We start from the raw sequence: 23,922 nt of genomic DNA, 5'->3' as shown, positions 1-23,922 counted from the left end.
ATATTCATTAGCATTCCGGCAGACGGGATGGTGCCGCCAGTGAACTCCTTTGTCGTCAAGTGGATTCTCGATTTCTTCATCGCCTTCGGCATTGTGACCGGCGGGAGCTTGCTCGCCGGAATCGGATCGGTGCTCATGCTTCAGCCGCCCTCTTCCGTCATGGAAAATGTGGCCTCCAACATCAAGATCTGGGCCATGGTCGCGGCAGCGGGCGGAACGATCGATCCGATCCGCATCATCGAGACCAACTTCCAGGAAGGGTATCTGTCTCCCGCCATCAAGCAAATCATGCTGTTCGCCAGCTCCTTCATCGGAGCGCAACTGGGGTATACGCTCATCCACTGGATCTGCGGCGGAGGCAGCCGGTCATGAGGGTGCCTCCGTTCGAGAGGCATCCGAAGCTCATCGTCGCCTTTGCGATCTTTTGCACCGGATTCATTTGCGGCTGCGCCGTCTACATGAGTCTTCACCAGCATCACTTCAACCTGCTAGTGGTGCGCAACGCCAATCTCCAGAGCGAGCTTGACGAAACCCGCGAGGACCTGCGCTCGCAGGCGAATCTCCGCAGCAAGCAGTCCACCGTCGCGCAAGTGAAGGTCCTGTTCGATCTCCAACAGAGCGACGATTTGGACGAATGGACGCAAAGTGCGCTGCGCAAGGCGGTCCACCAGGACCTGCAAACGGCCGTTGGCAGCGCGGCCAGCTCCATCCGCTTAAACCCGCAGGTTTTTCTCAAGCTGGCGGACGGCAAGCTCTATTCCGGTATCCGCGGCAAAGAGTACCGGGTGCGGGTGCAGACGCTGATCGTCGTTCAAACCGAGCTGTCCGTCTGGATCACGGCGAAGGAGTACGTAAAGCCGTCTTCGTAAAGGGATGAACGCCTGCTCGGAGGATAAAACCGACTCATTCGAGAGGCAACGAATCCTCTTCGAAGCTTTCCAACACAATAAGCGCCTCCAAACCATGAGTAACGTGGTTATGGAAGCGCCCTTTGGCGTAAGCATTTTTCGATTGTGGACGTCCGTTAAGAAGTGATTCTATCGAGCACATAACGAAATCGCTTATAGATCATCGAATACGTGAGCGGTGACCAGCGCTTTGGCGACCAGCCTGTCCTCCGAAATCACGTCGACTTCAATCTTGGCGAACTTCCGGCTCACCTCAAGAATCTCCGGCTTGATCACGATCTCGCTCTCCATCTGGACCGGATGCAGGAAATAGGTCGAGATGTTATCAATGACAAGATCCCCCTTTTTGCTGCGCTCGGCTACCCGGTATGCCGCTTGGGTGATCAGGGTCGTGAGCACGCCCGAGGATACGGTTCCGAGCTGGCTGGTCATCTGCGGTGACATCTGCCCCCGGTACACGACCCGATCCTCGCCCGCAATCTCCGTGAAGGGCTCCCACATCTGATCGTCGAAGGTTTCCCCCATCTGCGGCTGCCGCTGAATGTACTGCAGGACGCCCATGACCTCCGTACGGCTGACGGTGCCGAGGAGCTTCCTCCCGTTATCCACAACCGGCAGCAGATCGATGCCCTCCCACATCATCAGGTGGGCCGCAGACGCTACCGAGGTCCGCAGATTGATCGTGACCGGATTGCGGGTCATGAGCTTCTCCATCTGCTGCTCATTAGCCGCGCCCTCGACATCCTTCGCGGTCACCATTCCGATGACGCGATTCCATTCATCGACGACCGGAAACCGGTCATAGCCGGCGGTCTCCGACAGCTTACGCCAATCGGCGACCGTGCTCGATGCCTTCAGCGCGTAGATGCGGGAGCGGGTGATCACATCCTCGACCAGCATGATCTTTTTCTTGATCATGCGGTCGTAGAGAGCCCGGTTGATCATCGACGCTACGGTGAACGTATCGAAGGAACTGGAAATGATCGGAAGCGCCAAGCTATCGGCCAAGCGCTTGACCTCCAGGCTCGTGTCAAACCCCCCGGTGATCAGCACGGCCGCTCCGTTTTGCAGCGCTCCCTTGTGCGCTTCCTCCCGGTTGCCGACGATGAGGAGGCTACCCGCATCGATGTAGCGCAGCATAGCGGCCTGCTCCATCGCGCCGATAACAAACTTGTTCAAAGATTTGTTCAACCCGCGAGCACCGCCCAGCACTTCGCCGTTCACGATATGAGCGACCTCGAAGAAGGTCAGCTTATCGATGTTCTTTTGCTTCTTCTCGATGCGCACCGTTCCGATCCGTTCCTTGGTGCTGACGATGCCTTTGTTCTCCGCCTCCTTGATGGCGCGATAAGCGGTGCCCTCGCTCACATCGAGGTCTTTGGCGATCTGGCGGACCGAGATGTGGCTGCCTACCCGAAGGCTTTCAATATGGCGTAAAATTTGTTCATGCTTCGTAAGCGTTTGCTCCGAATTCTCATCAGGCATCACTGTTATACCTCCGCCGGTTTACCCTGTATTACTCTGTATTATAAACCAGCCGAATGAGCTCTACAATGCTCACGTGCCAAACGGAATAGCAAAGATTTGATATTCCTCGGACAGAACCCATTTTTCCACCCTGTTCTCGTCCCCATGAGCAAAAAAATGCCCCTTCCAGAGCTAGAGTGGTTTTGCAAACCCGCTCTCGAAGGAGGCATTCCGAGAATGAATTATACGGACAAGTGAGAAGCCGATCTGGCTGCTGTCAGTTCTCTCGTCATCTGATAGCAATTGACTTCCTGAATATAGCGGGTCATCATGTACCCTTTCTTGGCGTAAAACAGTTGAGCCCGCCTGTTCACCCGGTCGACGAACAGCTGAGCGTGATCGCAGCCCTTGCGCCGTCCAACATCCTCCGCTTTCTTAAGCAGCTCCGCTCCAAGGCCTTTGCCTTGGTGGTCCTTCCCGACCGCCAGCATATCGATCCACAGGTCCTGCGATGCGTTCACGGCGATCACGAAGCCGATGACTTTCCGTTTTCCTTTCGTCTCCTCTTCCATGACATAGACGCTTCCCCGCTTCATCCGTTCCCGCAGCTCTTTCAAGGTCACCTTCAGGTTCGGAAAAGCCTGACGTGCAAGGGGCATCAGCTCTTGCTCGACCAGTCGCAGAATCTGACGATCATCCTCCGCTGTTCGCTTGCGTATCATTGCGCCGCCTCCTCGTACCGCGAACAAGCCGCATCACGTTCGCGGTCACTCGCTTCTACATCATATCCCCGCCATTCTCCTACGGATTTCCACGAATGCACATTTTACATGAAATATGCCGGTATCCAAACGACGTCGGACTTCCGTCCATACAATAGGGTATGACTAAGGAGGAGGTGCTAGCATTCATGCAGTCTATGGTAACGAAAGAAGAAGCCCGTAAACTTGTCGGTCAAACCGTCTACGCCTTGAAGAAGGATGGAGCCGTTGTCTCCGGCAAGCTCTTGAAGGTAAAAGGAGATCAGCTTTACCTGAGCTCCACGAACGGGAAAAAGGCCTCCACCAAAGCTGTTATTCCGCTTGTGCTGTTCGATCTACTCGCCATCGGAACGAATCCTTGGGGATGGGGCGGCGGCTTTGGCGGTTGGGGACCCGGCTGGGGAGGTTGGGGACCTGGCCTGGGGGGATGGGGCGGTTTCTGGTAAAGGCGGTCTAGCACCACTCGGCCAACAAGCCTGGCATTCGAGTGAGCGGGAATGATCCCCTCACCGAACGCCAGGCTTGTTCCATTATGCCGCCAGGTTGTGAGCGTTCATTTTGAAGCATCTTTCCTCTATAGAAAAGGAGATTGAGATGGAGGGCAAGCCTGCCAAACAACTAAAAAAACCGGTGAAAGGATCACCGGTTCGCTTGATATTCTCGAAAAAGATACTAATTAATAACACTCCAGTATTCCTAACTGAATTATGAATATACTGTAGCACGCAAATGTCAAGAAAGCAAGGATTTCTATGAAATATTTAGCAAGGAAGCGTATCCCCCGTTTCCATCTGCTGCCTAGAATCAAGAGGAGAGCGAACCCGAATTTACATCCTTTTGTCCAATGCGGTAGGGTTGCTAAGCGGAGGAGGGAAAAGATGCAGATCGAACTGAACGATATCCGAAAAAGCTTTACAATTTACGAACGACCAGAAGGAAGATGGGGGATGTTGAGAGGAGCGTTCACACGGAGCGTACGCAAGGTGAAGGCGCTGGACGGCATCGGATTCACCATCTCCGAAGGAGAGCTCGTGGGCTACATTGGTCCGAACGGTGCAGGTAAATCCACCACCGTCAAGGTGATGAGCGGCATCCTCACCCCGGACGACGGCGAATGCCGGATCATGGGCAAGATTCCATGGAAAAACCGGGTGGAGCATGTTTCGCAAATCGGCGTCGTGTTCGGACAGCGCTCCCAGCTGTGGTGGGATGTGCCCGTGGCCGATTCCTTCGACGTGCTGAAGGACATCTACGCCATCCCCGCTGCGGATTACCGGGTCAGACTTCGCGAACTAACCGGAGCCCTCGGTGTGGACGGGCTGTTGAAAACACCGGTTCGGCAGCTGTCACTCGGCCAGCGAATGCGCTGCGAGCTGGCCGCCGCGCTTCTCCACCGACCGCGAATTCTGTTTCTTGATGAACCGACCATCGGCTTGGATGCGGTATCCAAGCTTTCTTTAAGAGCCTTTCTCAAGGAAGAAAACCACCAGCATGGCGTCACGATGGTGTTGACCACCCATGACATGGACGATATCGAAGCGCTCTGCGAGCGGGTCATGGTAATCGGCCATGGCCGACTCTTGTATGACGGGAACTTGTCCGGCCTGCAGGACAAGTATGCTCCGGAGGTCATCGCCAAGGTGAATACCGATCAGATGATCGCCGCTATGTATGAAGATCTCTCGCTAACCTAAGATGAGGAGGCGCCGCTTTGAAAATCGTTCATACCGCAAGAGCTTGTGCTTCCCTCTTTCGAATCCGAATGGCCGAAGGGTTGCAATATCGAATCGCCGCCGCATCCGGGATTGCGGTAAGCGTGTTTTGGGCCTTGATCGAGTGCATTCTCCTTACGGTATTCTATACATACGGCGACAAAGGCACATGGAACAATAACGGCTTCGGACTTTCCCAAGCCATCTCTTATATTTGGCTCGCCCAAGGGCTGTTTGTGCTTCAATTCATGAGCATCGACGGCGAGATCATGGCCAAAATTCGCAACGGCGATGTGGGAATCGAGCTGTGCCGGCCGCTCGACCTCTATATGCATTGGTTTGCAAAAGGTGCAGCGGGCAAGCTCGGCACCTCCTGGATACGCTCTCTCGCCACCCTCCTGATCGGGCTCTTGATGCCCGCCGGATACGCGCTCGGCAAGCCTGCCTCCTTTGAGGGATTCCTCTTCTTTGTTCTCTCGGTGGCGATGGCCTTTCTTCTCTGCTCGGCCTATGCCATGCTCGTGACCGCCATCCGCATGAGCATCACGTGGGGCGATGGACCGACTTATATGCTCCTATTGGTGAGCGGAATTCTGTCCGGCAGCTATTTGCCGCTTCGGCTATGGCCAGATTTCATGCAGCCCTTCCTGCGCCTGCAGCCCTTCGGAGGGTTCACCGATATACCAGCCCAATTATATGTCGGCAGCCTGTCTTCTTCTAGCGCCTTTCCCATGATCGCGATTCAGCTGGCTTGGAGCGTGATCTTTATTGCCGCCGGCCGGCTGATCATGAAACGCAAACTGTCCGGAATCATCATTCAGGGAGGGTAAGATGGAACGGATTCTTATGGAAGGCAAAATCTACTTGAAGCTGCTGCGGATGCACCTCTTGTCGGGAATGGAATACAAGGGCTGGTGGCTCATGCTGCTTCAGGTCCTACTCGTCGTCGTCAGCGACCCCATCTCCACCATCCTGCTGTTCTCCCGTTTCGGCAGCATCGGAGACTGGACGATGGAGCGCGTGATCCTCATCTATGCGCTCGCGGTCGCCTCCTTCGGACTTGCAGAGAGCCTCTGCCGGGGCTTCGATTATTTTCCTTGGCAGATGCTTCGTTCCGGAGATTTCGATCGACTTCTGCTGCGCCCGCGTTCCTTGTTTACCCAAGTTGCGGCATCGACCTTTCATCTGCACCGCATCGTCCGACCGCTGACGGCTCTATCCGCCGTGATCTGGGCGCTGTCCGAGCTGGACGTTCCGCTGACGATGCGGGCTTTCGTCATCTTGGCATTAGCGCTCGCCGGAGGCTTTCTGATGTACAGCGGCGTATTCGTGCTAACCTCGGGCCTCGCGTTCTTTACCATCAAGGGGTTGGATTGGATCTTCATCCTGACCAACGCAAGCTACCAGATCACCCGCTGCCCGGAGCCCTACATGCCAAGGGTGCTGAAAAACCTGTTCAGCTTTCTACTGCCGGTATTGTTCATCAGCTTTTATCCGGCTTCCGCCGTATGCGGCTGGAATTATCCCGTTGTTCTCGGGTACCTGTCATTGCCTTTCGGAGCGGCGTTCCTCGGGTTATCCCTGATCATCTGGCGCATAGGCGTCCGTCATTATAAGAGCACAGGAAGCTGAGGAGAAGACCGTGTTTGTTGGAACATTTGATCGAATTCTTGACAGACTTCGGTTGAAGCAGGAGGCCCCGGTTATCTTGGAGCTTCATCAGCTCCTCCATTCTCCAGATCGCCGGGCTCCTCCTTCCCCTCGTCGCCTGGAGCCGCTTCTTCTCCCATATCCAAATCGAGGTCCATGCTGTTCGTCATCCACTCCTTGATCCAATCCGGCACTTCATAGGGAGACGCTTCCCCTGCCTCTTCATCGGTTGCTCCGAATGCCGGAGATTCATGGAGGAAGGACCGGATGCCGCTCAAGTGGTTGTCATCTCCCTCAATGGACCCAAATCCTTGATTGTGCACCTTGCGGCTCGAAAATCCGCTTGGCACGTTATTCCCGAAATTCAAGCAGGAGGCTCCCTCGACGGTACCGATCTTGATCTGCCCGATCACGAATGTCGGCGACAACCAGCCGCTGGGCATTCCCATCCCTCCTCATTCCAAGGTGTAACGAATTCCCGAGCCCGTCCGCCGAAGCTTTGGCGCATGAGCGGGTTCGGTCGAGCCGTCCGCGGAATTCGGTGCCGCTTCCTCTTTCCTCTCGGCTTGAACTCCATCGCCTGGCGTCTCCTTCTCCGCTTCCCTTCTTCCCAAGCTCCGAAGGGAAGCGAAGTTGTTGCCCAGGTTGAGCGAACCGCTCAGCTCGCGAACCGTGAGGCTGTCCAACCGATAGCTGGGCTGATCCAAATGGAGCGTATCGACATGAAGCTCATCCACATGAAGCTGCTGTACCGTGATCGGCCGTCCGCTGAGCCGGACCAAGCGGGCCAGATCCCGTTCCAGCCGGGCGATGCGGGCAAGGAGGTCGGCCTCCTTGTCCTCTTCTCGCTGTGCTTCTCGTTCCGTCATATGCGTCACCTCTCAATCCGGGATATCTTCCCCGAATTCCACCGCAACCGTACGGCTGTCCGTCTCCGGCAATAGCCTCATCCTCAAGGTGAGAAGTCCTTGCCGGTAGCTCGCTTGCACCGCATCCGGATTCACCGGCTCCGGGAGCGCCACCCGGCGTGAAAACCGGCCGATCGCGCGCTCTGAGCGAAGCAATTCGTCTTCCAGAACCGGATAAGGGTAAGGCGTCTCTCCGCTGACCGTCAGCCAGCGGGTCGCGAGGGCGACCGTGATCGCTTCCGGTCCGGCGATTCCCGGCAGCTCGAATACAGCTACCAGCTCTTGGCCATCCCGGTAAAGGTCCATGCGCGGTCCGGCATCCGGCCACAAACCAGCTAGATCATCCCAGAAGTCCTCGCCAAGCACCTGTACCGCCTGCTGTTTCCAACGTCGTTTGGCCTCTCGGGAAAGTCCTTCGCTCATGATGGTTCTCCCTTGTGTTCGACTCGAACGGCAGTTCCGGAGAGGAGCCCCTCTCGATGAAAGATCGTCGGAGCTCCGCAGCCCGAACAATAGGCGGCGTCTTCCCGGTTAACCTTGGTGCATTTTTTCGTAAACATATCCCCCACGTTGGTGCAACTGTTGACGAGCGGAGCCCCGCAGCCGACACAATATTTATCTCCGTCCTCCGCTTTACGGCTGCACCTCACGCAATATTTATCCTTCTTTTTGTCAGCCATTCTTCCTCGCCTCTTCCGTCAGATCCGCACATGCTCCGAACCGGCTCTCCGAGATCAGGTTGCGATTTCCGCTCACTTCTCCAAACCCTTCTCTGATTTCTTGTTTCGATGTGTGCTGACCAGGAAGATTCGTTCCCGTGAGGAGGGCGGAGCTTTCCGCCAACCGCTCGATTTGATGATTCCATATGGTGATGCGCATCGCTTCGTTCCTCCTCAACAGGTAAGAACCTTCATTTCGGAAGATGGCACTCTTAAGGACCAACTACACTCTCGTTGCTTGTATTCAGATCGTTGTCGTTGATCATCGTATCGAATAAGCTGTTATTGTTGATCAGAAGATAGGGATTCGAGATGAGATTGTACTGGCCGAATACTTCTCCGACTCCATTAAAGCGTTTGGAGTGGGCATCCCAGCCGATCATTTGGTTGTCTCCAATAAACACGCCGGAGGTCGTATTCATCGAGTTGGTGACTATGCTGTTGAAATTGATGCTTGTCGCCACTTATTCCCACCTGCCGTTCTCTCCAGCGTAAGCGGTCGCTTATTCACCAGCCTATTCGTTTGTCGGTGGTTGTGTGCGTTTGGCCTCCTTCTCCGGATAGGGAGCCGCCAGCACATCCCGGTCATCGATCGGCGTGTCGATCAAGTCATTGTCGTATACCACGCTCACATTGGCGGAAAGTCGATTCAGCATGCCGGTCACGGAGCCGAAGCCGGAGATGCTCTTGCCATGGCTGCTCCAGCCCCATTGAGCATTCGTGCCGACGAAGATGCCTGACGCCGAATCGATGCGGTTGACGTTGATATTTCCCAGTTCAATGCGTATCCCGCGCGGTCGAACCATGCCTCCTCCCTCCCGCCAGCTGTCGTGAAGAGCGGTCACCTGCCATTCTATGCGGCGATAAGCAGGTTCAGAACCGGAGGAAAGCACGCACCATTCGAGCACCCGCCCAGATCCGGCCGCATAGGATAAAACAGGGATGAATGAAGAAGGCGGTGACCTGTATGGCCGATCAGAACGAGCAAGACCCTTGGAAAAGCATCCATCAGCTCCTTGGAGGCAAAACGCCGTTCATCCGCATACCGGAAAGCATGCAGGGAGGGGAATGGGTCCAATCAATGATCAATGACATCGTCAAGCGGACCATGGATTCCGTCGCCGGCTCCGCCGGCTATTCGCCAACGGAGAACCCGCCCAGGCAGACCGATCCGCGCACGCGAAAGACGGCTTCTCCTCCTGATTCCGAGAGAGCCCGCAGCTCCGCCAATACCCGGAGCTCCAGTACGCCTGTCCGACCGGCCCCCTATGCGGGGGGCAATCCGGCGATTTCTACGACGGACAAAGCGGTCATCGTTCGTTATCGCCTCCCGGACAAAACCGAAGCGGAGAAGCTGCGCCTTTTTGCCGATGTGTACACGCTGCGTCTGGAAGGATTGCCGGGTGGCCGCAAACCGTCGATTCCTCTGCCCTGTCCGGTCAAGATCCAAGGCGCGAGTGCTCGGCTGAACGGTGAAAACTTGACGATCCGCTTGCCGCGCTCCTCACGGATACGCGAGCAAGAAATCTTCATCCACTATTGAGAAGAGACTCGCGTTTTTGGTTCTCAGCCCCAAGTGGTATAATGAGAGTGGCAAGCCAATCTAGTACCCGGGGTGATTCTGATGATTTTCCGTACCATTCTCGTTCCGTTCGACGGATCCAAAGCTTCTCGCAAGGCTCTGGACAAAGCCATTCAAATCGCTTCCTCCGATCCGGCCATCCGACTGGATGTCATCAATGTCCTGCAATTTCCTACGCTGGTGGTAGGCGAAGCCATGATCGCGGCTCCCGCTTCCATGCAAAAGGAATATTACGACGCCTCCGAAGAGCTGCTGCAGGAAGCCAAGGCACTCCTTGATCCTCTTCCCAATCCGACAAAAACGATTCTGGAGGACGGTCAACCAGCCGAAACCATCCTGAGCTACGCTGAGCAAAATGGTGTCGATCTGATCGTGATCGGCAGTCGAGGACTCGGCAATATCCGCAGCTTCGTCCTCGGCAGCGTGAGCCACAATGTAGTCCAGCATGCGAAAGTTCCCGTGCTGGTTGTTAAGTAAGGTTCAATCCCGAAAGCAATTCAAGAATAAGAGGCTGACATTCAAGCAGATTTCTCCTGCTTGAATGTCAGCCTCTGGCTTTTATATGGACTCCGGTTTTAAAGTTCGGGTCATGGATCTCAATCCCCTTTTTTATCCGGATCCTGTATTACCATACCGTCTTGATTCCATTTTCCAAAACTTTCGGCTTTCTCTGCATGCGTTTTAGGACGATCAGGTTCCGAACCGCAAATCCGGTGCTGATGACCCCCAGAATGTAAAACCATGGATTGTTCGACATGGTGAAATAATCGCTGGTCAACGCCCACATATTCGAAGGCACGAAGGAGTTAATCGTACCGATCAGGATGACGATCGCGAGCTTGTAGGAGGCGCCGATCTGAGTTCCTCTTTTCTCCCAGTACAGCCCAGGGACAATGGCGATCAAGACGTTTGTAAAGATAAACCACTTGAACATATACGGATCATACATGAAGACCCGGAACAAGTTCACGACACCCACGAAGATCAAGATCTGGCCGATCACCCGCAGCCAAGCTTCCTTAACCGTAACCGGCTCCTGATGCAGATGTCCCCATATTTCTTGCCGTTCTACATAAATACATTTGTACAGGTTATACACTTCAAAGAGGTTCCAGATCACCAAGGCGATCGAAGCGGCGGTAAAGAACCAAAAGCCTCCAGTCGCTTTCGCAGCCATGGCAAAGACAATCGCTCCCATGCTGTCGTGGGCAAAATAAAAGGTGTGCATCCATACCGGATAAGGAGCGCTCTTTTCTCTGCGAACGAGTTGAAAGCTGTACACATACTCCATGTACCCGATGAAAAAGGTAAAGGCCGCAACAATGAGCAAAAAGGCAAACTGGGGATTGTCGGGGCTGAAAGCCGTACGAAAGTCATCTAGCGAATAGGTCGTTGGGTAAAACGTGAACAATTGGTCAAGCATAAACCTCTCCCTCTCTTTTAATGGATATCATGTTGAATATTCCACATGTGTACATTATATTACCTAGTAGGAGAAGATCAATTGCCAATCATCTTGAGAATGCGGAATAATCAACAAAGCGCCTGGATCTGTGGAAAAGAGGAATGAGGAATGGCCAAGAATAAGCTCGACCGACGGGTTGTGAAGACGAAATCGAGCATACGAAAAGCCTTTTGCCAGCTTATTAAGCAAAAGGAGTTCTCCTCGATTACCATAACCGAAATTGCCGGACTCGCGGACATCGACCGCAAAACCTTTTATTTGCACTACAGCACGGTCGAGGATATCTTGCGGGAAATGGAGAATGAGTTAGCGGAGAAGGTTTCATGGCTTCTGGAAAAAAACGAGAGGATCAACATCTCGACCTTCTTTAAGGGCTTGAATGATATCCTGACGGAAGATATGGAGCTGTACCGCAGATTTGCGGAAGCGACCTCCTATTCGTTCTTTCTAAAAAGATGCAAGAACATCCTGAAGGCTTCGATCATCCGATCCCTTTATCCGAAATCGAACTTGCCTCTCGCATCCTTTCAGGTCTATGCGGAATATATCTCGTCCGGCATCATCAGCATCTATACGGATTGGCTGAGCTCCAACAGACCGATGACTTTGGATGAGCTGACGGAGATCGCGGAAGACGCGGTTTATCATGGCTGGGAAAAGATCATGGGGTAAGCAATCGCCAAGTATATAAGCTGGAAACAGCTTCGTGATCGCAAAAAAAGGGAAGCAGAGGTCTAAAACCTTACCTGCTTCCCTTTTCCCTTTGCCCAAGAAACGCCGGACATGCACCCATCAGCATGGCCCGCCTATTTTTTCGCTGCCAGCATTCGTCGCGTTCCGCGCAGCCGCTCTTCCATCTGCCATTTCCTCATCCGTCCCACACGTCGCTGCTCTTCCCGAACCGCCTCATCCACTCCGATCACATCATACAGATGAGCGGCGACGAGAATCAGAGCGAACACAAGCCATGAGACGGCGAATAGGGTAGGAAGCGTAAATCCTTTCCCAATCGGCAGTTGCGGCACCGCATAGAGCAGCATGCCCAAAATCAAGCTGAGTCTGATGAAGCTCCTTGTCCCCTTCATAGGCGTCACCCCTTTCCCGGCTTGTACCGTACGGTACATCCTATGCAGCAGCGGCCTATTCTATGCCTCCATCGGCCTCACTCCCCCCTTAAACTGGGTTTCTGTCAAGCACCAAGGAAAATCTGTCCTCATATGATGAAGGAGTTAACGGCGGGTTCCCTAGATTTCGGAATACTGCCGCAAGTAAGGAGCAGGGAGGTAGTGCCGTGGCCGGAGTGCACCCGCTCATCGGAATCATGGCTTGCAGAAGTGCCGGTGATCCTCCCTTCCGGGAATACACGACCTATGCGGCCATGAGCCGTGCGGCGAAACGGATGGGAGCGACGCTTGCCGTATTCTCGCCCGATGCCGTAGCCGCAGGCAAGCCACAGCTTGACGCCTGTCTGCTGCAGCCAAATGGTAGGTGGGAAAGCCGCTTGATCCCTTATCCGGATGTCGTCTTGGAGAGAGCCTTCTACAGCGATCTGGACGAGAGCCAGCGGGTTCGCTCTGCTCGAGCTTGCCTTGAGCAGAATGGCGTCCTCCTGCTTGCGGGCAAACTCGGCGGCAAGCTGGCCGTCTCCCGCATCCTCTCTGAACACGAGCAGGTGCGCTCCCTTCTTCCGGCAACGGAGCTCATTGGCCTGCCGGCCCTGTTTCACCGTTTGGAGGAACACGGAACCGCGTTTCTCAAGCTCGATCTCGGGTCCAAAGGCTTAGGCTGTGTCCGCTTAGTGAGGGAGAACACATCCCAGCCGGGAAGCCTGGTCGATTTATCGGCGCAGCCCTTCCTTGCGGAAGGGCGTGATTTCGAAAATCGGCCATTCCGCCTCCGATTCGCCAGTCGAAAAGAGCTTGCGTGCTGGGTCAATCGCTTTACGGCGGGAAGACGTTATCTCGTTCAGGATTACCTGCGGCTGATGGACGATGAAGACCGCCCGTACGACCTGCGCTCTCTCGTGCAGAAGGAAGCGTCAGGCGCATGGGCCATAACCGGCATTGCCGTCAGGCAAGGAGCACGGGACGGCATGACGGCCAATCTTCATGGCGGCGGCAAAGCCTTATCCTCGTCTGTGCGCCTGAAGGAGATTGTCGGCCCGCACCGAGCCGCGGAGCTGCTTCAGGAAATCGAAGAGCTGTCACTGATCATCGCCGGTCTGCTAGAAGAACGGTTCGGCCGCTTCGTCGAGCTCGGGCTTGACTTCGGAGTCGAGCCGCATGGCCGCCTCTGGTTCCTGGAAGCCAATTCCCGGCCGGGGAGGTCTGCCTTTCGCGAGTGCGGCGATCAAGCTGCGGCAGAACTCTCGGTCAGTCGCCCCGTCGCTTATGCGGTACGGCTCGCTTCCAGGCGTATGCCCGCTTTCCTTCAGTCCGTATGACGTCTCCCCTTTCGTCAGCTTGCGCCGGTCCGGACCGGCTTCCTTGCAACCGGAATAATGGTGTTTCGTTTAGGAGGATATCGTGATGAGTTTGACCTCATGCACCCTGCTGGTTACTCGGCAGGAAACCCGAAGTCTTGCGCTAAGCCCCTCTCTTCGGGAGCAGTTGGAGCTGGATAACGTCCGAAGTGTCGTCCTGCGAGTCGGATCGCTCAACGCGACCGTTCCGCTCAGAACCTTTAACCGCAAGGGAGAATACGCCGTACTTTCCTCTTCGCTTGCTTCGACCCTCAAACTGCCGTCATCCGGCAAATGCATGATCCGCTCGAGTGGAACGCGGGAACTCCAGGTCGGACCGCTCATCGGAGTCCTCACCGCGGTCAGCAACCATCCGACTCAGCCCTTCGGTCCTCGTACCGCTTATATCCGAGAACTGATGGAAGCGGGGAAAAACCGCAGCTTCTTCTTTGCCTTTTCTCCGCAAAGCGTCAACTGGGAGACTGAAACGGTTACGGGCTATTTTCCATCTCCAGGAGGGAGCTGGGTCCGCAAAACCATTCCGCTTCCGGATGTCGTATATAACCGCCTCCCGAACCGAACCGCAGAGAAAACGGCCGCGCTCCGCGAATTCAAGGAGAAGTTCGTTCAGCGCAAAATCCCGATCTTCAATTGGAGCTTTTTTGATAAATGGGAAGTCTACCGCCTCCTGGATGGGGATCGGGACGCCTCACAGCATGTTCCGGATTCGCAGATTAATCCATCGTCAGAGGACATTCGCAAGATGCTGGATCGTCACCGATTTATCTATCTCAAACCAACCGCCGGAAGCCTCGGCTACGGCATCTTCCGCCTGACGTTAAATCCGGGAAAAGGTTATTTTCTCCGTTACCGCAAAGACGGCAGCAACGTGCTGCTGCGCTTTCCCAAGTTCGATGGACTCTTCAACATGCTTCGCAAGCTAAAGCTGAAGATGTCGCAGTATGTGGCTCAACAAGGAATCCGCCTGATCGAGATCGACGGCTGCCCGATCGACTTCCGCTTCCATCTCACCAAGAATGGCAGGAACGAATGGGTCGTTGCGGGAGTCGGAGCCAAGAAAGCCGGGAAAGGCAGCGTCACCACCCACGTGCGCACAGGTGGCCAGCTGATGGTTCCGGAGTACGCGCTTAGCGCCACCCAAGGAGAGTTGGCCGACTCCACCTTCCAGAAGGCGAAGGATGTTGCCATCAAACTCGCCAAGGCTATTGAGCGGGAATATCCTCACCGGCTTGGGGAGCTGGGGCTTGATCTCGGGATCGACCAATCCGACAACGTATGGATGTTCGAAGCCAATTCAAAGCCCGGGCGAACCATCTTCAAGCATCCGCAGCTCAAACAGCAGGGAAAGGACGCCTCCGCCAATCTGTTCGAGCATTTTCTCTATTTAAGCCGGTTCTCCGATAGGAGGGAATGAAGTGAGCGTAATCGCCAATACTCTGTCCACGCGAACCTCTCTCGCCATTCTCACCATGCCGGACCCCGAGCAGGGCTTTCGGGGCAACCGGGCAAACTTCATCGATCTGATCCAAACCGGCAAAAAGCTCGGAGCGTTCGTCTATGTCCTCACCACCGATGATCTCCGGGCGGGAGACAAGCGGGTGTACGGATATGTCTACAACGTCGAGAACGGGATCTGGACGCGCCAGCTGCTGCCCATGCCGCATGTCATCTATAACCGGTTACCCACCCGGACGGATGAACAGCTTCCCGAGGTGCAGAATGTCATTAAGGATTGTCTGAAGAAAAAAAACGTCCGGCTGTTTAATCCTTATTTCTTCAACAAATGGGCGCTGTTCGAATGGTTAAACTCCGACAAGGAAACCCAGCGTTTTATTCCCGCTACCCGAAGGCTGTCTTCACCGCAGGAGCTAGCCTCCTTTATGCAATCGCATCCGATGGTGTATCTGAAGCCGATACGCGGCAAAGCCGGAAAAGGCATCATGAGGCTGGAGACCAACACGCCCGGACGCAAGTATTGGTGCAAGCTGATCATCCAAAATCATAAGAAGAGCATCGTGACGAATCATTTAAATTTCGCCAAGCTCTGGACCCGGATCAAGCAGGAAATAACGGATGAGGATTATATCATCCAACAGGGCATTTTGCTTGCCGAAAGTGAAGGACGTCCCTTCGATCTTCGCGTACTGGTTCAGAAGAGCGGCACCGGCAAATGGTTTATCACCGGCATCGGTGCCCGCGTCGCAGGCGTGAAGAGCATCACGACCCATGTTCCCCGCGGCGGCCATATCGATAATCCGCACAATGCCCTGATTTCATCCTTCGGCGAGACAAGAACGCCCATCATTCTCCGAAAGGTCAACAACGCCGCGCTCACCATCGCGAGGCGGATTGAGAAAGCTTCCGGATACAAGCTCGGTGAAATGTCGCTTGATCTCGGAGTAGACCGGAACGGACGGATCTGGTTCTTCGAAGCCAATTCCCGTCCGATGAAGTTCGACGAACCGGATATCCGAGAGACCTCTCTCGCGCGGATTATCGAATACACTCAATTTCTGAGCCGTCCCCGTCCAGCCCGGACCGGGAAGAAAAGCGGGTGAGCTCATTGGCAAGTCCAACGCTCGGCATCATGACTTTATACAGCGGGAAGGGGACCCTGGATGCGGAAGAACGGGTCTTCTTCCGCTCTCTTGTCCTTCAAGGCATGGAGATCGGATTGGATGTCTTCGTTTTCACGCCGGAGGATGCCTCTACGGACGGCCATCGGGTTCATGCCCATGTCTACGATCGTTCAAGAAGCCTTTGGAAAAGGGAGTGGCGGAAGTGGCCGGATGCGGTCTACGATCGCTGCCGGGCTCAGCGGTCTCCGAAATTCGGGCAGATGAGAAGATTCCGCGCCCGCTATCCCAAGCTCCGTTATTTGAACCACCCGTTATCCAGCAAGTGGGGCAATCATCTCGTTCTGCAGAAGCATAACGGTATTCGGCCTCATCTGCCTCAGACGCAGATCTACCGAAATGTCCAGGATCTGATCGAATTCAGCGCCAAATACCCCCTCGTTTACGTAAAGCCGGTTGACGGATCAGGAGGACGTGGGATCGCCCGCTTCGCTCGGGCGGAGGACGGGCGGCTTGCCATGAGCGGACGAAGCCCCTCCCGAAAGATCATCGCCCCTGTTCGCGGCACGCCTGCCTCTCTCATGGGCAAATGGTCAAGCTGGCGAATCGGGAGACGCTATCTCATCCAGCAAGGCATCCCCATCGAGCTTAAGGGTGGCCGTGTACACGACTTCCGGTTGTTGATCCAGAAGAACGACCGCGGGAGCTGGCAGGTTACCGGCATCGCCGGGAGAGTCGGGGGAAGCGGGAGCGCAACCTCCAATCTTCACGGAGGAGGAGAAGCTGTCGCCTTCGAGAAGCTCCTTGCCCGCCGAGGCTGGAGGGAAGGAAAGATCGAAGCGATCCGCAGTGATATGGAGCGTCTCGCTCTGAATACCGCTGCGGTTCTGGAGCGGAGATTCGGACGTTTATGCGAACTGGCACTCGACTTGGCTGTCGACCCACAGGGTCATGTTTGGCTGCTGGAGGTCAATCCGAAGCCATCACGCGAGGTGTTCAAGCGAATCGGCGATAGGGCCTCTTATCACCTCGCCTTGCGGCGGCCTTTGGAATACGCCCTGCACTTGGCCGAACAGAACCGTTCATAATTCGCTTCTGCCTGAGCCAAATAGACGAAAAACGGCACCGACCTCAAGGAACGATGAGGTCACGTGCCGTTTTTCACATAGACTTCCAAAAGTTAGCTACTCCCTTCTAGCGCACCCAAAATTCGTAAGCGCTTTTAAAATAAGCGCTTCCATTTATCCGAACCCAAAAGGCCGTGTTATATTCCGCGATACCTCCAGCATGCACGAGCTCGCCCTGCTGCCACAATTCCAGGTGTTGCCCGAGCCATACGGCATTGTCGAAGTCCGCATCGGTCTTTAACAGAAATCCGGTTTGCTTCATCCTGTTCACCCCTCTGCTTATCAAATTCGACGCTTCATAACTCATTCCTTCTGGGATTCGCCCAACTTTGTGAAAAAAATAACTTATCAAGCGGGAAGAAAGCGGAGAAGCTCTCTCCTCCGCGTTCAGGCTTCCAGCAGCTCAAGCAGCTCGGGGAAGGAAGCGATGACAGCATCGGCCTCTGCCAGCTCTTCGCCGGCTCCAAAATCGGCATAATCACAGCCAATGACAGGCAATCCATTCTTCTTACCCGCTTCCACATCGGAGGAGCGGTCTCCAACCATCCAAGCGCTCTTCACCCCATGTGTATGCAGGAGGAGCTTGACAAGTTCCACCTTGGACTGCGTTTGGTATTCTCCTGCGCTGTACAGCCCATCGAACAGCTCGGCGATCTGCTTGTGCTTCGCAACGAGCTTAACATAATCCTCCAAGCCGTTGCTGGCAACAAAGAGGCGAATTCCAGCTTCCTTCAGCTTGGTCAAGGTCTCCGCTACTCCCGGGTACAACTCTCCTTCGTCGTTTTCCAAGCAAGCGATCTGATGCTTGAGCAGAAGAACGTCCGCTCGCTCACGCAGCTTGGCTGGGCTTCCCGGAAAGACACGCTTCCAGATCTCCTCAAGGAGCATTCCAAGTCCGCTTAGGATGCGTTCATCCGGCGGATTCTCACCCTCAAACAGCCCTTCCGCGCGCAGGTCGTCGCATACCCGATGATAGGCCTCCACTACGATGGATTCCGTGCGAAACAAGGTGCCGTCCATGTCAAAAATCATCGCCTCCGGCCGGGGCAGCATCCCGGTTTGGGGACTCCTTCCAGACATCTCTCGATCCATCCCTTCTCTAAGCGTATGCCGGCAAATGTTCGGCTTATACCGCTGTAATCCTGTTAATGGTGACAAAGTCAGCGGTAAAAGTCAACCCTGATCCCTTTAAACAACGAGTGCCTCCCCCGCACCTTCTGCCCATAAGTAGTTCAGTTCGGTAAACAGGCTCTACCGCAGAAGCGGTAGAGCCTGTTTACCGGTTTGCAGTTGCTAACTGACCGTTTCCATCCGTATATCCAGCTTCCTGAGGCAAGACATACGAACCTACATCGGATCTCACTAAAATACTTTTTGCGCCGCCTGTTCGGATTTCAGAATCTCCACCGCTTCCCGGAACCGCTGGGAATGGACGATCTCCCGCTCGCGCAGGAAGATCAGGCTGTCCTTCAGATCCACATCATCGGTCAGATCGATCAGCCACTGGTAGGTGGCACGCGCTTTCTCCTCGGCTGCTATGTCTTCATAGAGATCTGCGATCGGATCGCCCTTGGTCGCAATGTAGGAGGCTGTCCATGGAACGCCTCCGGCATTCTGATAGAAGAGCGCCGTATCATGGTTGACGAAATACGTATCCAGTCCGGCAGCCGTAACCTGCTCGGCATTTAAGTCTTTCATCAATTTATAGACCATTGTTGCAATCATTTCCAGGTGAGCAAGCTCTTCCGTAGCGATGTCGTTCAAGACTCCGATCACCTTGGTCGGAATGGTGTACCGCTGATTCATGTACCGCAGCGCCGCAGCTAATTCACCGTCCGCTCCCCCGTATTGCTCCAGCAGCAATCGGGCCATTCGCGGATCGCATTTGCTGACCCGAACCGGATATTGCAGCTTTTTCTCATAGATCCACATCGTCCCCGCATCCTCCTCACTTCGGTATCGGCTGGTATTAGACCTGCCAGGGCCAAGGCGCATCCGCCCAGTCCCACGGCTCGCGGCTCATGCTGAGCCCAAACTGCAGCAAAGGGCCATACTGCATTTCATAGGCTTGCGCGAGCGCCCAGCGCTCCTTGCTGAGTTGATTGAATTGCCGCACCGCCGCGAGATCGAGCGGATGGGTATCCAAATACAACGTCAGTTCAACCAGAACGAAGTCGATCGCTTGAAGCTGCTCCAGAAGGGCATAGTACTGCGCATCCAGCTGTTTTTGCATACGAATCGCCTCCTCGTACTAATGGCGGGGTGAATACGGGCTGAACAGGCACGGCCATAAAGTGCCTTTTCGAAGTGCCGTGCAAGGATCGAATTGCGGTAAATTCATCGGCTGAAAACCCAAATAGAGCTGCGGCGGAGTGTCAAAGTACTTGACGAGAATCGGCGGACAGGGGTCATGCGGCCCGACAAACGGTTCATACATACGCACCTGGGCAATCATCCGTTCATTCCTCCTCAACGATTGGGCGGACCCATGATCAGTTAGAACAAGTGTATGCGTTCATCAGTCTGGTAAGAACCGTTAATCCATACTGCGCTACGGCATTCGGCAAGACGGCATGATCGAGCAGCCGACAAAAAGAGCCGCCCCCTTTGTCACGGGCTGTGACAGAAGGGACGGCCATTGCCATTCGATTATGCTGAAGGGAACGATGCAAAATGAAATCAGGCGATCTCTTGAATGGAGCCGCCCTCCTGCTTTTGACGGAACAGCGGAACGAGGATGAGCGCTGAGATGAGGAGCAGGACGGATGAGAGCAAGTAAACCGGCATGAGATCGAGAAGACCCGCCAGCCAGCCGCCAAGCGTCATGGTGATGACCATCGCCCCCATGAAGAGGGGGTTCAAGATCCCGTTTACCCGTCCCACGAACGCTTCCTCGGTGTTCCGAAGCACCATCGTGTTGATTCCAATCTGGATGAACGGACCTACCAGTCCGCTGAAAAACTGGGCAACTAGCGTCACCGTGAATACGGTGGAAATACCGCAAACGGCGATCGCCACGGCGCTCACGATGGTGCCAAGCGCCAGCAGCTTCTGCGGGGAAATCTTGCTGGCAAAGGCGATCGCAAGAGCGCCTCCGATCAGCATGGCGATCCCGTTCACGGTTAGCAGCCAGGATAAGCGCTCTTTGGGCAGCCCGAGATGATCGGTGATCAGGAAGATCGCGAGCGGTTGAATCAAGCCGATCCCGAGTCCGGCAAAGAAGAAGCAGTTGCCGAGCCGCGAAAGCATCTTGCTCGCCAACACGTAACGAAAGCCCGCTTTCATTTCTTCCCAGACGGCCTTTCCTCCTTCCGTCTGCTCGCTTACGCGGTCATTCGGCAAGAAGAACAGCACACCCGCAGATAGTAAGAACGCAACACCTGTGATGCCAATGGCCCACTCGATACCGAGGTTTCCGTATACCACTGTGCCGAGCCCAGGCCCGAGCACCATAAAGATCGCAAACAAGGTCTGATACGCGGACATCCCGGTCTGCATCAATTCCTCTGGCACATGCAGCTTAAATAGCTTTAATCCGGACGGCTGAGAGAATTGCGACAGGATAGACGAGACGAAGGTGACGAAGAAGACCGCTTTCCAGCTTCCGAAGTGGATCGCCAGAAGCACGGCAAAGATCGATACCGCGCTGAGAAAATCACACCAGATCATGGTGCGTTTGGGACGCCAGCGATCGGCGAAGGTTCCTCCAATAAAGGAAAAGACGAAGATCGGCAGGAATTCCGCCACCGAGATCAGGGATACGGCGACCTTGCTGCCGTCCGTCATGTCCGTGACATACAGCAGAATGGAGTAGTTGCGCACCCATATTCCGATTTGCAGGAGCAATCCCGACATCAGAATGACTTGAACGAAGCGGTTCCGGAATAATCCGAGAGCGGAAGCTTTTTGATTTGTCATGGTTTACCCCCTCCATGTGCGTACTTGCAGCTTTTCCATAATAACCGGAAGTCTCGGGATAAATCAACGGGCTTGAGGATGGGACCGGGAGGAAAAAACGGCTATAAAAAAATCGTCCTCTCGCCACAGGAGGCGGAGGACGTTGCAATTACTCGAATAGCTGCAACCATTAACCCAATTTAATTTTGATCTCCAGAAGTCCGACGGAGCGCATCGCCTTGTAGATGATCACGACGAGCGGCCCGAGAAACAGCCCCGCCACCCCGATGAGCTTGAATCCGATGAAGAGGCTGACGAGAGCGGGAAGTGCACCAATTCCTATGGCATTCCCCAGCACCTTCGGCTCCACCACCCGTCGAACGACGAGCGTGACCACGTACAACACCAATAACCCGATGCCCAGAAAGCTGTTGCCAGTCGCGATTTCGTAGATCCCCCACGGAATAAGCACAGAACCCGTTCCAAACACAGGCAAAATATCCACAGCGGTAACCAGAAATGCAAGAGCAAGCGCATAGCCAGAGTCCAGAATCAACAGACCGGTCAACATGATTAGGAAGGTGATCAAGCTCAGAATCAATTGAGCGACGATAAACCCGTTGATGGCCTTTTTGAGAGTCACGAGAACCGAATCCATCTTCCGGGACGTGTTGGCCTCAAAGATGGATAGAAAGGATTCGCGAAGCAGCGGAAGGTTCATGGAGATCAAGTAAAGTCCCAACAAGAAAACCACAAAGCCCAGAAAGAAATTCGGAATCGTCGCCGCCAGCGTCAACAGGTATCCGGATAAGCCGGACAAAGCCCCACTGAGCGAACTCAACGCGGAGCTGAGCCCCTCCTTCAGTGTGTCGGCCAAACCTGGCGAGATGGAGTTGAAGAGGTTCTGCGTTGTCTCCGTAACCTGGCTGATGATCTGATCGGCATCCAAGGTCTTGACGAACTCCGTTGTCTCCTTCACCAGCTTATTGCCGAGTCCGTAGGATAACAGAAACAGCAGCAGTGTGAATAGCGTACAGACCAGGATCGAGGCGAGCCTGCGGGACACCCGATTGGCTTTCATCACCAGCCGGACGACCGGATCAAGCAGAATGGCGATGACCAGCGCAAACAGAAAAGGCGCCCCGTAATGAAACAAGCCGTACAGCAGCAGAGACAAAATCAGCAGTGACACCAAATTACGAATCGACATGGCAGCACTTCCTTCGCCCGGATAGTTGGTAGGCGTACTTTCAAACCGCTGAAATGGTATAGCGTACGTACTAGTCCATCGTTTCGGGAAGCTCGCTCTCCGGTTCTCCCAACACCTTCGTGATCGACACACGGATGATCCGGAAGCGGTCCATCTCGGCGACCTCGAACAGCCTGTCCCGGTACTCGACCTTGGAGCCTTCTACCGGCACGCCTTCCAGCTTCTTGAACAGCCAGCCGCCGATGGAGTCGACCTCGTCATCGTCCATGGCGAAGCCGAGCAGCGGGGCGAGCTCTTCAAGCAGCACTCGTCCATCCGCAGAGATGGTATCTCCCTTCAGTTCGATCTCCGGCCGTTCATCGTTATCGAACTCGTCATGAAGATCCCCGACGATCTCCTCCAAAATATCTTCGATGGTCAATATCCCTGCCGTACCGCCGTATTCGTCCACGACGATAACGAGCTGGGAATGCTTCTTCTGCATCAGCTTGAGCGCCTGGCTGACCTCAATGGATTCCGGAATCGTCAGGATCGGACGGAGGACATTACGGAGATCGGTCAGCTTCTCGGGCGTTGCGGTCAGGATGTCGGTGATGTGCACAAACCCGATGATGCGGTCCTTCTCCTCCACGGCGACCGGATAACGGGTATGCTTCGTTTCGTAGATGATCTTGAGGTTCTCCTCCATCGGAAGATCGGTGTAGAGGCATACCATGTCCGTTCGGGGAAGCATCACTTCCCGGGCGAGCCGATCGGAGAATTCAAAGATGTTATCGAATAAGGCCAATTCATCCTTGTTGATATGCCCGCTCTTCGCGCTTTGGCCGAGCATGATCCGGATTTCCTCTTCGGTATGGGCTTCATGCTCGCTGGCGGGATCGACCTTCAGCAGCTTCAAAACTCCATTAGAGGCCGCATTCAGCCCCCAGATGATCGGCCGGAATAGCTTGTTGAAGACGATCAGCGGCCCGGATACGAACAAGGAGGTCCCTTCCGCCCGCTGGATCGCCAAGTACTTCGGTGCCTGCTCACCTAGAACAATATGCAGAGTGGTGATCGTTGAGAACGTCGCCAAGAAAGACAGGACGTGACTGAGCGTCGAATTGTTCACATGGAGGGCTGCCAGAATCGGATCGAAGATCAGTTCGGCGATGGCCGGTTCCCCCACATACCCGATCCCAAGGGAAGCCAGCGTGATCCCGAGCTGGGAGGCCGACAAATACGTGTCCAATTTATTGGTGACCGCGATTGCATACTTGGCTTTGCCGCTTCCCTGGTTTACCAGTTCTTGAAGCCGCGTTCGACGCATCTTTACTAGTGCGAACTCCGCCGAGACGAAAAAGGCGTTAATGCCGACCAACACCAACACGAGAGCAAGATTCCATGCAATTTTTCCCCAATCCAAATGTAAGTCCATGTGACAATCTCCTCAGCTCGTCAAATAAGTAGAATGGAGTG

33 protein-coding genes are annotated in these 23,922 nt (G+C 54.7%); 13 read left to right on the top strand and 20 right to left on the bottom strand.

The window, feature by feature from the left end; genetic code table 11:
• The first annotated feature begins 39 nt into the window (after window positions 1-39).
• On the top strand, window positions 40-372 hold the full coding sequence (locus BN2684_RS17235) for a YtrH family sporulation protein (RefSeq protein ID WP_058303370.1): 333 nt from the start codon (window positions 40-42) through the stop codon (window positions 370-372).
• Window positions 369-869 carry a sporulation membrane protein YtrI gene (locus BN2684_RS17230; RefSeq protein ID WP_058303369.1) on the top strand — a complete coding sequence of 167 codons (501 nt, stop codon included), beginning with the start codon at window positions 369-371 and terminating at the stop codon, window positions 867-869. Before BN2684_RS17235 ends, BN2684_RS17230 begins: the two co-directional genes overlap by 4 nt.
• Window positions 870-1,061: 192 nt before the next feature.
• On the opposite strand, the gene BN2684_RS17225 is transcribed toward BN2684_RS17230, so the two are convergent.
• Window positions 1,062-2,393 carry a DRTGG domain-containing protein gene (locus BN2684_RS17225; protein WP_058303368.1) on the bottom strand — a complete coding sequence of 444 codons (1,332 nt, stop codon included), beginning with the start codon at window positions 2,391-2,393 and terminating at the stop codon, window positions 1,062-1,064.
• A gap of 224 nt (window positions 2,394-2,617) precedes the next feature.
• Window positions 2,618-3,097 (bottom strand): GNAT family N-acetyltransferase, encoded by a 480-nt coding sequence (locus tag BN2684_RS17220; RefSeq protein ID WP_058303367.1) that lies wholly within the window; start codon window positions 3,095-3,097, stop codon window positions 2,618-2,620.
• A gap of 188 nt (window positions 3,098-3,285) precedes the next feature.
• Here BN2684_RS17220 and BN2684_RS17215 point away from each other — a divergent pair, with 188 nt between their 5' ends.
• Window positions 3,286-3,582, top strand: coding sequence for a hypothetical protein (locus BN2684_RS17215; protein ID WP_058303366.1), 297 nt, complete (start codon window positions 3,286-3,288; stop codon window positions 3,580-3,582).
• A gap of 84 nt (window positions 3,583-3,666) precedes the next feature.
• Here BN2684_RS17215 and BN2684_RS25410 read toward each other — a convergent pair whose 3' ends face one another.
• Complete coding sequence (locus BN2684_RS25410) at window positions 3,667-3,822, bottom strand: DUF3953 domain-containing protein (protein WP_222860874.1); 156 nt, start codon at window positions 3,820-3,822, stop codon at window positions 3,667-3,669.
• A 192-nt stretch (window positions 3,823-4,014) separates the two neighbouring features.
• Here BN2684_RS25410 and BN2684_RS17210 point away from each other — a divergent pair, with 192 nt between their 5' ends.
• From BN2684_RS17210 to BN2684_RS17200, 3 genes are read left to right on the top strand one after another with little or no spacing between them, the layout of a single operon-like run.
• Window positions 4,015-4,830 carry an ABC transporter ATP-binding protein gene (locus tag BN2684_RS17210; protein WP_058303365.1) on the top strand — a complete coding sequence of 272 codons (816 nt, stop codon included), beginning with the start codon at window positions 4,015-4,017 and terminating at the stop codon, window positions 4,828-4,830.
• Between the two features lie 17 nt (window positions 4,831-4,847).
• Entirely contained in the window at window positions 4,848-5,678 is an 831-nt protein-coding gene (locus tag BN2684_RS17205; protein ID WP_058303364.1) for an ABC transporter permease, read from the top strand.
• 1 nt (window position 5,679) lies between these two features.
• The gene (locus BN2684_RS17200) at window positions 5,680-6,480 is read left to right on the top strand and encodes an ABC transporter permease (RefSeq protein ID WP_058303363.1); all 801 of its coding nucleotides are present in this window, start codon (window positions 5,680-5,682) and stop codon (window positions 6,478-6,480) included.
• Between the two features lie 71 nt (window positions 6,481-6,551).
• Here the strand turns inward: BN2684_RS17200 and BN2684_RS17195 are convergent, their stop codons facing one another.
• The 7 genes from BN2684_RS17195 to BN2684_RS17165 are packed head-to-tail and all read right to left on the bottom strand — an operon-like array spanning window position 6,552 to window position 8,931.
• The gene (locus tag BN2684_RS17195) at window positions 6,552-6,941 is read right to left on the bottom strand and encodes a hypothetical protein (protein ID WP_187385782.1); all 390 of its coding nucleotides are present in this window, start codon (window positions 6,939-6,941) and stop codon (window positions 6,552-6,554) included.
• Window positions 6,942-6,953: 12 nt separating this feature from the next.
• Window positions 6,954-7,367, bottom strand: coding sequence for a hypothetical protein (locus tag BN2684_RS17190; protein ID WP_058303362.1), 414 nt, complete (start codon window positions 7,365-7,367; stop codon window positions 6,954-6,956).
• A gap of 12 nt (window positions 7,368-7,379) precedes the next feature.
• Window positions 7,380-7,829 (bottom strand): Hsp20/alpha crystallin family protein, encoded by a 450-nt coding sequence (locus tag BN2684_RS17185; RefSeq protein ID WP_058303361.1) that lies wholly within the window; start codon window positions 7,827-7,829, stop codon window positions 7,380-7,382.
• Window positions 7,826-8,086, bottom strand: a complete 261-nt coding sequence (locus BN2684_RS17180; protein WP_058303360.1) for a hypothetical protein — start codon at window positions 8,084-8,086, stop codon at window positions 7,826-7,828. The genes BN2684_RS17185 and BN2684_RS17180 overlap by 4 nt, the downstream gene beginning before the upstream one ends.
• Complete coding sequence (locus BN2684_RS17175; protein ID WP_058303359.1) at window positions 8,079-8,285, bottom strand: hypothetical protein; 207 nt, start codon at window positions 8,283-8,285, stop codon at window positions 8,079-8,081. Before BN2684_RS17175 ends, BN2684_RS17180 begins: the two co-directional genes overlap by 8 nt.
• Window positions 8,286-8,337: 52 nt before the next feature.
• Entirely contained in the window at window positions 8,338-8,589 is a 252-nt protein-coding gene (locus BN2684_RS17170) for a hypothetical protein (protein WP_058303358.1), read from the bottom strand.
• Window positions 8,590-8,640: 51 nt separating this feature from the next.
• A complete protein-coding gene (locus tag BN2684_RS17165; protein WP_058303357.1) occupies window positions 8,641-8,931 on the bottom strand; it encodes a hypothetical protein in 291 nt (96 codons plus the stop codon).
• 161 nt (window positions 8,932-9,092) lie between these two features.
• Here BN2684_RS17165 and BN2684_RS17160 point away from each other — a divergent pair, with 161 nt between their 5' ends.
• Window positions 9,093-9,668: an Hsp20/alpha crystallin family protein gene (locus BN2684_RS17160; protein ID WP_058303356.1), complete on the top strand. Its 576-nt coding sequence runs from the start codon at window positions 9,093-9,095 to the stop codon at window positions 9,666-9,668.
• A gap of 81 nt (window positions 9,669-9,749) precedes the next feature.
• On the top strand, window positions 9,750-10,184 hold the full coding sequence (locus tag BN2684_RS17155) for a universal stress protein (RefSeq protein ID WP_058303355.1): 435 nt from the start codon (window positions 9,750-9,752) through the stop codon (window positions 10,182-10,184).
• Window positions 10,185-10,332: 148 nt separating this feature from the next.
• On the opposite strand, the gene BN2684_RS17150 is transcribed toward BN2684_RS17155, so the two are convergent.
• Window positions 10,333-11,130 carry a hypothetical protein gene (locus tag BN2684_RS17150; protein WP_058303354.1) on the bottom strand — a complete coding sequence of 266 codons (798 nt, stop codon included), beginning with the start codon at window positions 11,128-11,130 and terminating at the stop codon, window positions 10,333-10,335.
• A gap of 150 nt (window positions 11,131-11,280) precedes the next feature.
• Here BN2684_RS17150 and BN2684_RS17145 point away from each other — a divergent pair, with 150 nt between their 5' ends.
• Complete coding sequence (locus BN2684_RS17145; protein ID WP_058303353.1) at window positions 11,281-11,844, top strand: TetR/AcrR family transcriptional regulator; 564 nt, start codon at window positions 11,281-11,283, stop codon at window positions 11,842-11,844.
• A 134-nt stretch (window positions 11,845-11,978) separates the two neighbouring features.
• On the opposite strand, the gene BN2684_RS17140 is transcribed toward BN2684_RS17145, so the two are convergent.
• The gene (locus tag BN2684_RS17140; protein WP_058304607.1) at window positions 11,979-12,257 is read right to left on the bottom strand and encodes a hypothetical protein; all 279 of its coding nucleotides are present in this window, start codon (window positions 12,255-12,257) and stop codon (window positions 11,979-11,981) included.
• Window positions 12,258-12,463: 206 nt separating this feature from the next.
• Between BN2684_RS17140 and BN2684_RS17135 the strand changes: the two genes are divergently transcribed.
• From BN2684_RS17135 to BN2684_RS17120, 4 genes are all read left to right on the top strand, one after another.
• Entirely contained in the window at window positions 12,464-13,615 is a 1,152-nt protein-coding gene (locus BN2684_RS17135) for a YheC/YheD family endospore coat-associated protein (protein ID WP_058303352.1), read from the top strand.
• Window positions 13,616-13,700: 85 nt separating this feature from the next.
• Window positions 13,701-15,068 (top strand): YheC/YheD family endospore coat-associated protein, encoded by a 1,368-nt coding sequence (locus tag BN2684_RS17130; protein ID WP_058303351.1) that lies wholly within the window; start codon window positions 13,701-13,703, stop codon window positions 15,066-15,068.
• 1 nt (window position 15,069) lies between these two features.
• Window positions 15,070-16,212 (top strand): YheC/YheD family endospore coat-associated protein, encoded by a 1,143-nt coding sequence (locus tag BN2684_RS17125; protein WP_234340266.1) that lies wholly within the window; start codon window positions 15,070-15,072, stop codon window positions 16,210-16,212.
• A complete protein-coding gene (locus tag BN2684_RS17120) occupies window positions 16,209-17,318 on the top strand; it encodes a YheC/YheD family endospore coat-associated protein (RefSeq protein ID WP_082652039.1) in 1,110 nt (369 codons plus the stop codon). The genes BN2684_RS17125 and BN2684_RS17120 overlap by 4 nt, the downstream gene beginning before the upstream one ends.
• Before the next feature lie 106 nt (window positions 17,319-17,424).
• On the opposite strand, the gene BN2684_RS17115 is transcribed toward BN2684_RS17120, so the two are convergent.
• The 8 genes from BN2684_RS17115 to BN2684_RS17080 form a co-directional block, all read right to left on the bottom strand.
• Complete coding sequence (locus BN2684_RS17115; protein ID WP_058303350.1) at window positions 17,425-17,619, bottom strand: hypothetical protein; 195 nt, start codon at window positions 17,617-17,619, stop codon at window positions 17,425-17,427.
• A 125-nt stretch (window positions 17,620-17,744) separates the two neighbouring features.
• Window positions 17,745-18,437 carry an HAD family hydrolase gene (locus BN2684_RS17110; protein ID WP_058303349.1) on the bottom strand — a complete coding sequence of 231 codons (693 nt, stop codon included), beginning with the start codon at window positions 18,435-18,437 and terminating at the stop codon, window positions 17,745-17,747.
• Between the two features lie 282 nt (window positions 18,438-18,719).
• Window positions 18,720-19,289, bottom strand: a complete 570-nt coding sequence (locus BN2684_RS17105; RefSeq protein ID WP_058303348.1) for a manganese catalase family protein — start codon at window positions 19,287-19,289, stop codon at window positions 18,720-18,722.
• A 37-nt stretch (window positions 19,290-19,326) separates the two neighbouring features.
• Window positions 19,327-19,590, bottom strand: coding sequence for a spore coat protein CotJB (locus BN2684_RS17100; protein WP_058303347.1), 264 nt, complete (start codon window positions 19,588-19,590; stop codon window positions 19,327-19,329).
• Between the two features lie 18 nt (window positions 19,591-19,608).
• On the bottom strand, window positions 19,609-19,812 hold the full coding sequence (locus BN2684_RS17095) for a spore coat associated protein CotJA (protein ID WP_058303346.1): 204 nt from the start codon (window positions 19,810-19,812) through the stop codon (window positions 19,609-19,611).
• Window positions 19,813-20,036: 224 nt separating this feature from the next.
• Window positions 20,037-21,275 carry an MFS transporter gene (locus BN2684_RS17090; protein ID WP_058303345.1) on the bottom strand — a complete coding sequence of 413 codons (1,239 nt, stop codon included), beginning with the start codon at window positions 21,273-21,275 and terminating at the stop codon, window positions 20,037-20,039.
• 169 nt (window positions 21,276-21,444) lie between these two features.
• Window positions 21,445-22,464, bottom strand: coding sequence for a sporulation integral membrane protein YtvI (ytvI, locus tag BN2684_RS17085; protein ID WP_058303344.1), 1,020 nt, complete (start codon window positions 22,462-22,464; stop codon window positions 21,445-21,447).
• Between the two features lie 70 nt (window positions 22,465-22,534).
• Window positions 22,535-23,881, bottom strand: coding sequence for a hemolysin family protein (locus tag BN2684_RS17080; protein ID WP_058303343.1), 1,347 nt, complete (start codon window positions 23,879-23,881; stop codon window positions 22,535-22,537).
• Window positions 23,882-23,922 lie beyond the last annotated feature (41 nt).

It is taken from the genome of Gorillibacterium timonense, from assembly GCF_001457415.1.
GTDB classification, from domain to species: domain Bacteria; phylum Bacillota; class Bacilli; order Paenibacillales; family NBRC-103111; genus Gorillibacterium; species Gorillibacterium timonense.
The sequence above is the reverse complement of the archived record's forward strand: the minus strand, read 5'-3'. Positions and strand labels throughout refer to the sequence as shown.

What these genes read in the sequence shown, in the direction of transcription:
- BN2684_RS17230 (WP_058303369.1), top strand. Translation starts at nt 369, where the DNA reads ATGAGGGTGCCTCCGTTCGAGAGGCATCCGAAGCTCATCGTCGCCTTT.
- BN2684_RS17225 (WP_058303368.1), bottom strand. Translation starts at nt 2,393, where the DNA reads ATGCCTGATGAGAATTCGGAGCAAACGCTTACGAAGCATGAACAAATT.
- BN2684_RS17220 (WP_058303367.1), bottom strand. Translation starts at nt 3,097, where the DNA reads ATGATACGCAAGCGAACAGCGGAGGATGATCGTCAGATTCTGCGACTG.
- BN2684_RS17215 (WP_058303366.1), top strand. Translation starts at nt 3,286, where the DNA reads ATGCAGTCTATGGTAACGAAAGAAGAAGCCCGTAAACTTGTCGGTCAA.
- BN2684_RS17210 (WP_058303365.1), top strand. Translation starts at nt 4,015, where the DNA reads ATGCAGATCGAACTGAACGATATCCGAAAAAGCTTTACAATTTACGAA.
- BN2684_RS17200 (WP_058303363.1), top strand. Translation starts at nt 5,680, where the DNA reads ATGGAACGGATTCTTATGGAAGGCAAAATCTACTTGAAGCTGCTGCGG.
- BN2684_RS17195 (WP_187385782.1), bottom strand. Translation starts at nt 6,941, where the DNA reads ATGCCCAGCGGCTGGTTGTCGCCGACATTCGTGATCGGGCAGATCAAG.
- BN2684_RS17190 (WP_058303362.1), bottom strand. Translation starts at nt 7,367, where the DNA reads ATGACGGAACGAGAAGCACAGCGAGAAGAGGACAAGGAGGCCGACCTC.
- BN2684_RS17185 (WP_058303361.1), bottom strand. Translation starts at nt 7,829, where the DNA reads ATGAGCGAAGGACTTTCCCGAGAGGCCAAACGACGTTGGAAACAGCAG.
- BN2684_RS17180 (WP_058303360.1), bottom strand. Translation starts at nt 8,086, where the DNA reads ATGGCTGACAAAAAGAAGGATAAATATTGCGTGAGGTGCAGCCGTAAA.
- BN2684_RS17175 (WP_058303359.1), bottom strand. Translation starts at nt 8,285, where the DNA reads ATGCGCATCACCATATGGAATCATCAAATCGAGCGGTTGGCGGAAAGC.
- BN2684_RS17165 (WP_058303357.1), bottom strand. Translation starts at nt 8,931, where the DNA reads ATGGTTCGACCGCGCGGGATACGCATTGAACTGGGAAATATCAACGTC.
- BN2684_RS17160 (WP_058303356.1), top strand. Translation starts at nt 9,093, where the DNA reads ATGGCCGATCAGAACGAGCAAGACCCTTGGAAAAGCATCCATCAGCTC.
- BN2684_RS17155 (WP_058303355.1), top strand. Translation starts at nt 9,750, where the DNA reads ATGATTTTCCGTACCATTCTCGTTCCGTTCGACGGATCCAAAGCTTCT.
- BN2684_RS17150 (WP_058303354.1), bottom strand. Translation starts at nt 11,130, where the DNA reads ATGCTTGACCAATTGTTCACGTTTTACCCAACGACCTATTCGCTAGAT.
- BN2684_RS17145 (WP_058303353.1), top strand. Translation starts at nt 11,281, where the DNA reads ATGGCCAAGAATAAGCTCGACCGACGGGTTGTGAAGACGAAATCGAGC.
- BN2684_RS17140 (WP_058304607.1), bottom strand. Translation starts at nt 12,257, where the DNA reads ATGAAGGGGACAAGGAGCTTCATCAGACTCAGCTTGATTTTGGGCATG.
- BN2684_RS17130 (WP_058303351.1), top strand. Translation starts at nt 13,701, where the DNA reads ATGAGTTTGACCTCATGCACCCTGCTGGTTACTCGGCAGGAAACCCGA.
- BN2684_RS17115 (WP_058303350.1), bottom strand. Translation starts at nt 17,619, where the DNA reads ATGAAGCAAACCGGATTTCTGTTAAAGACCGATGCGGACTTCGACAAT.
- BN2684_RS17110 (WP_058303349.1), bottom strand. Translation starts at nt 18,437, where the DNA reads ATGTCTGGAAGGAGTCCCCAAACCGGGATGCTGCCCCGGCCGGAGGCG.
- BN2684_RS17105 (WP_058303348.1), bottom strand. Translation starts at nt 19,289, where the DNA reads ATGTGGATCTATGAGAAAAAGCTGCAATATCCGGTTCGGGTCAGCAAA.
- BN2684_RS17100 (WP_058303347.1), bottom strand. Translation starts at nt 19,590, where the DNA reads ATGCAAAAACAGCTGGATGCGCAGTACTATGCCCTTCTGGAGCAGCTT.
- BN2684_RS17095 (WP_058303346.1), bottom strand. Translation starts at nt 19,812, where the DNA reads ATGATTGCCCAGGTGCGTATGTATGAACCGTTTGTCGGGCCGCATGAC.
- BN2684_RS17090 (WP_058303345.1), bottom strand. Translation starts at nt 21,275, where the DNA reads ATGACAAATCAAAAAGCTTCCGCTCTCGGATTATTCCGGAACCGCTTC.
- ytvI (WP_058303344.1), bottom strand. Translation starts at nt 22,464, where the DNA reads ATGTCGATTCGTAATTTGGTGTCACTGCTGATTTTGTCTCTGCTGCTG.
- BN2684_RS17080 (WP_058303343.1), bottom strand. Translation starts at nt 23,881, where the DNA reads ATGGACTTACATTTGGATTGGGGAAAAATTGCATGGAATCTTGCTCTC.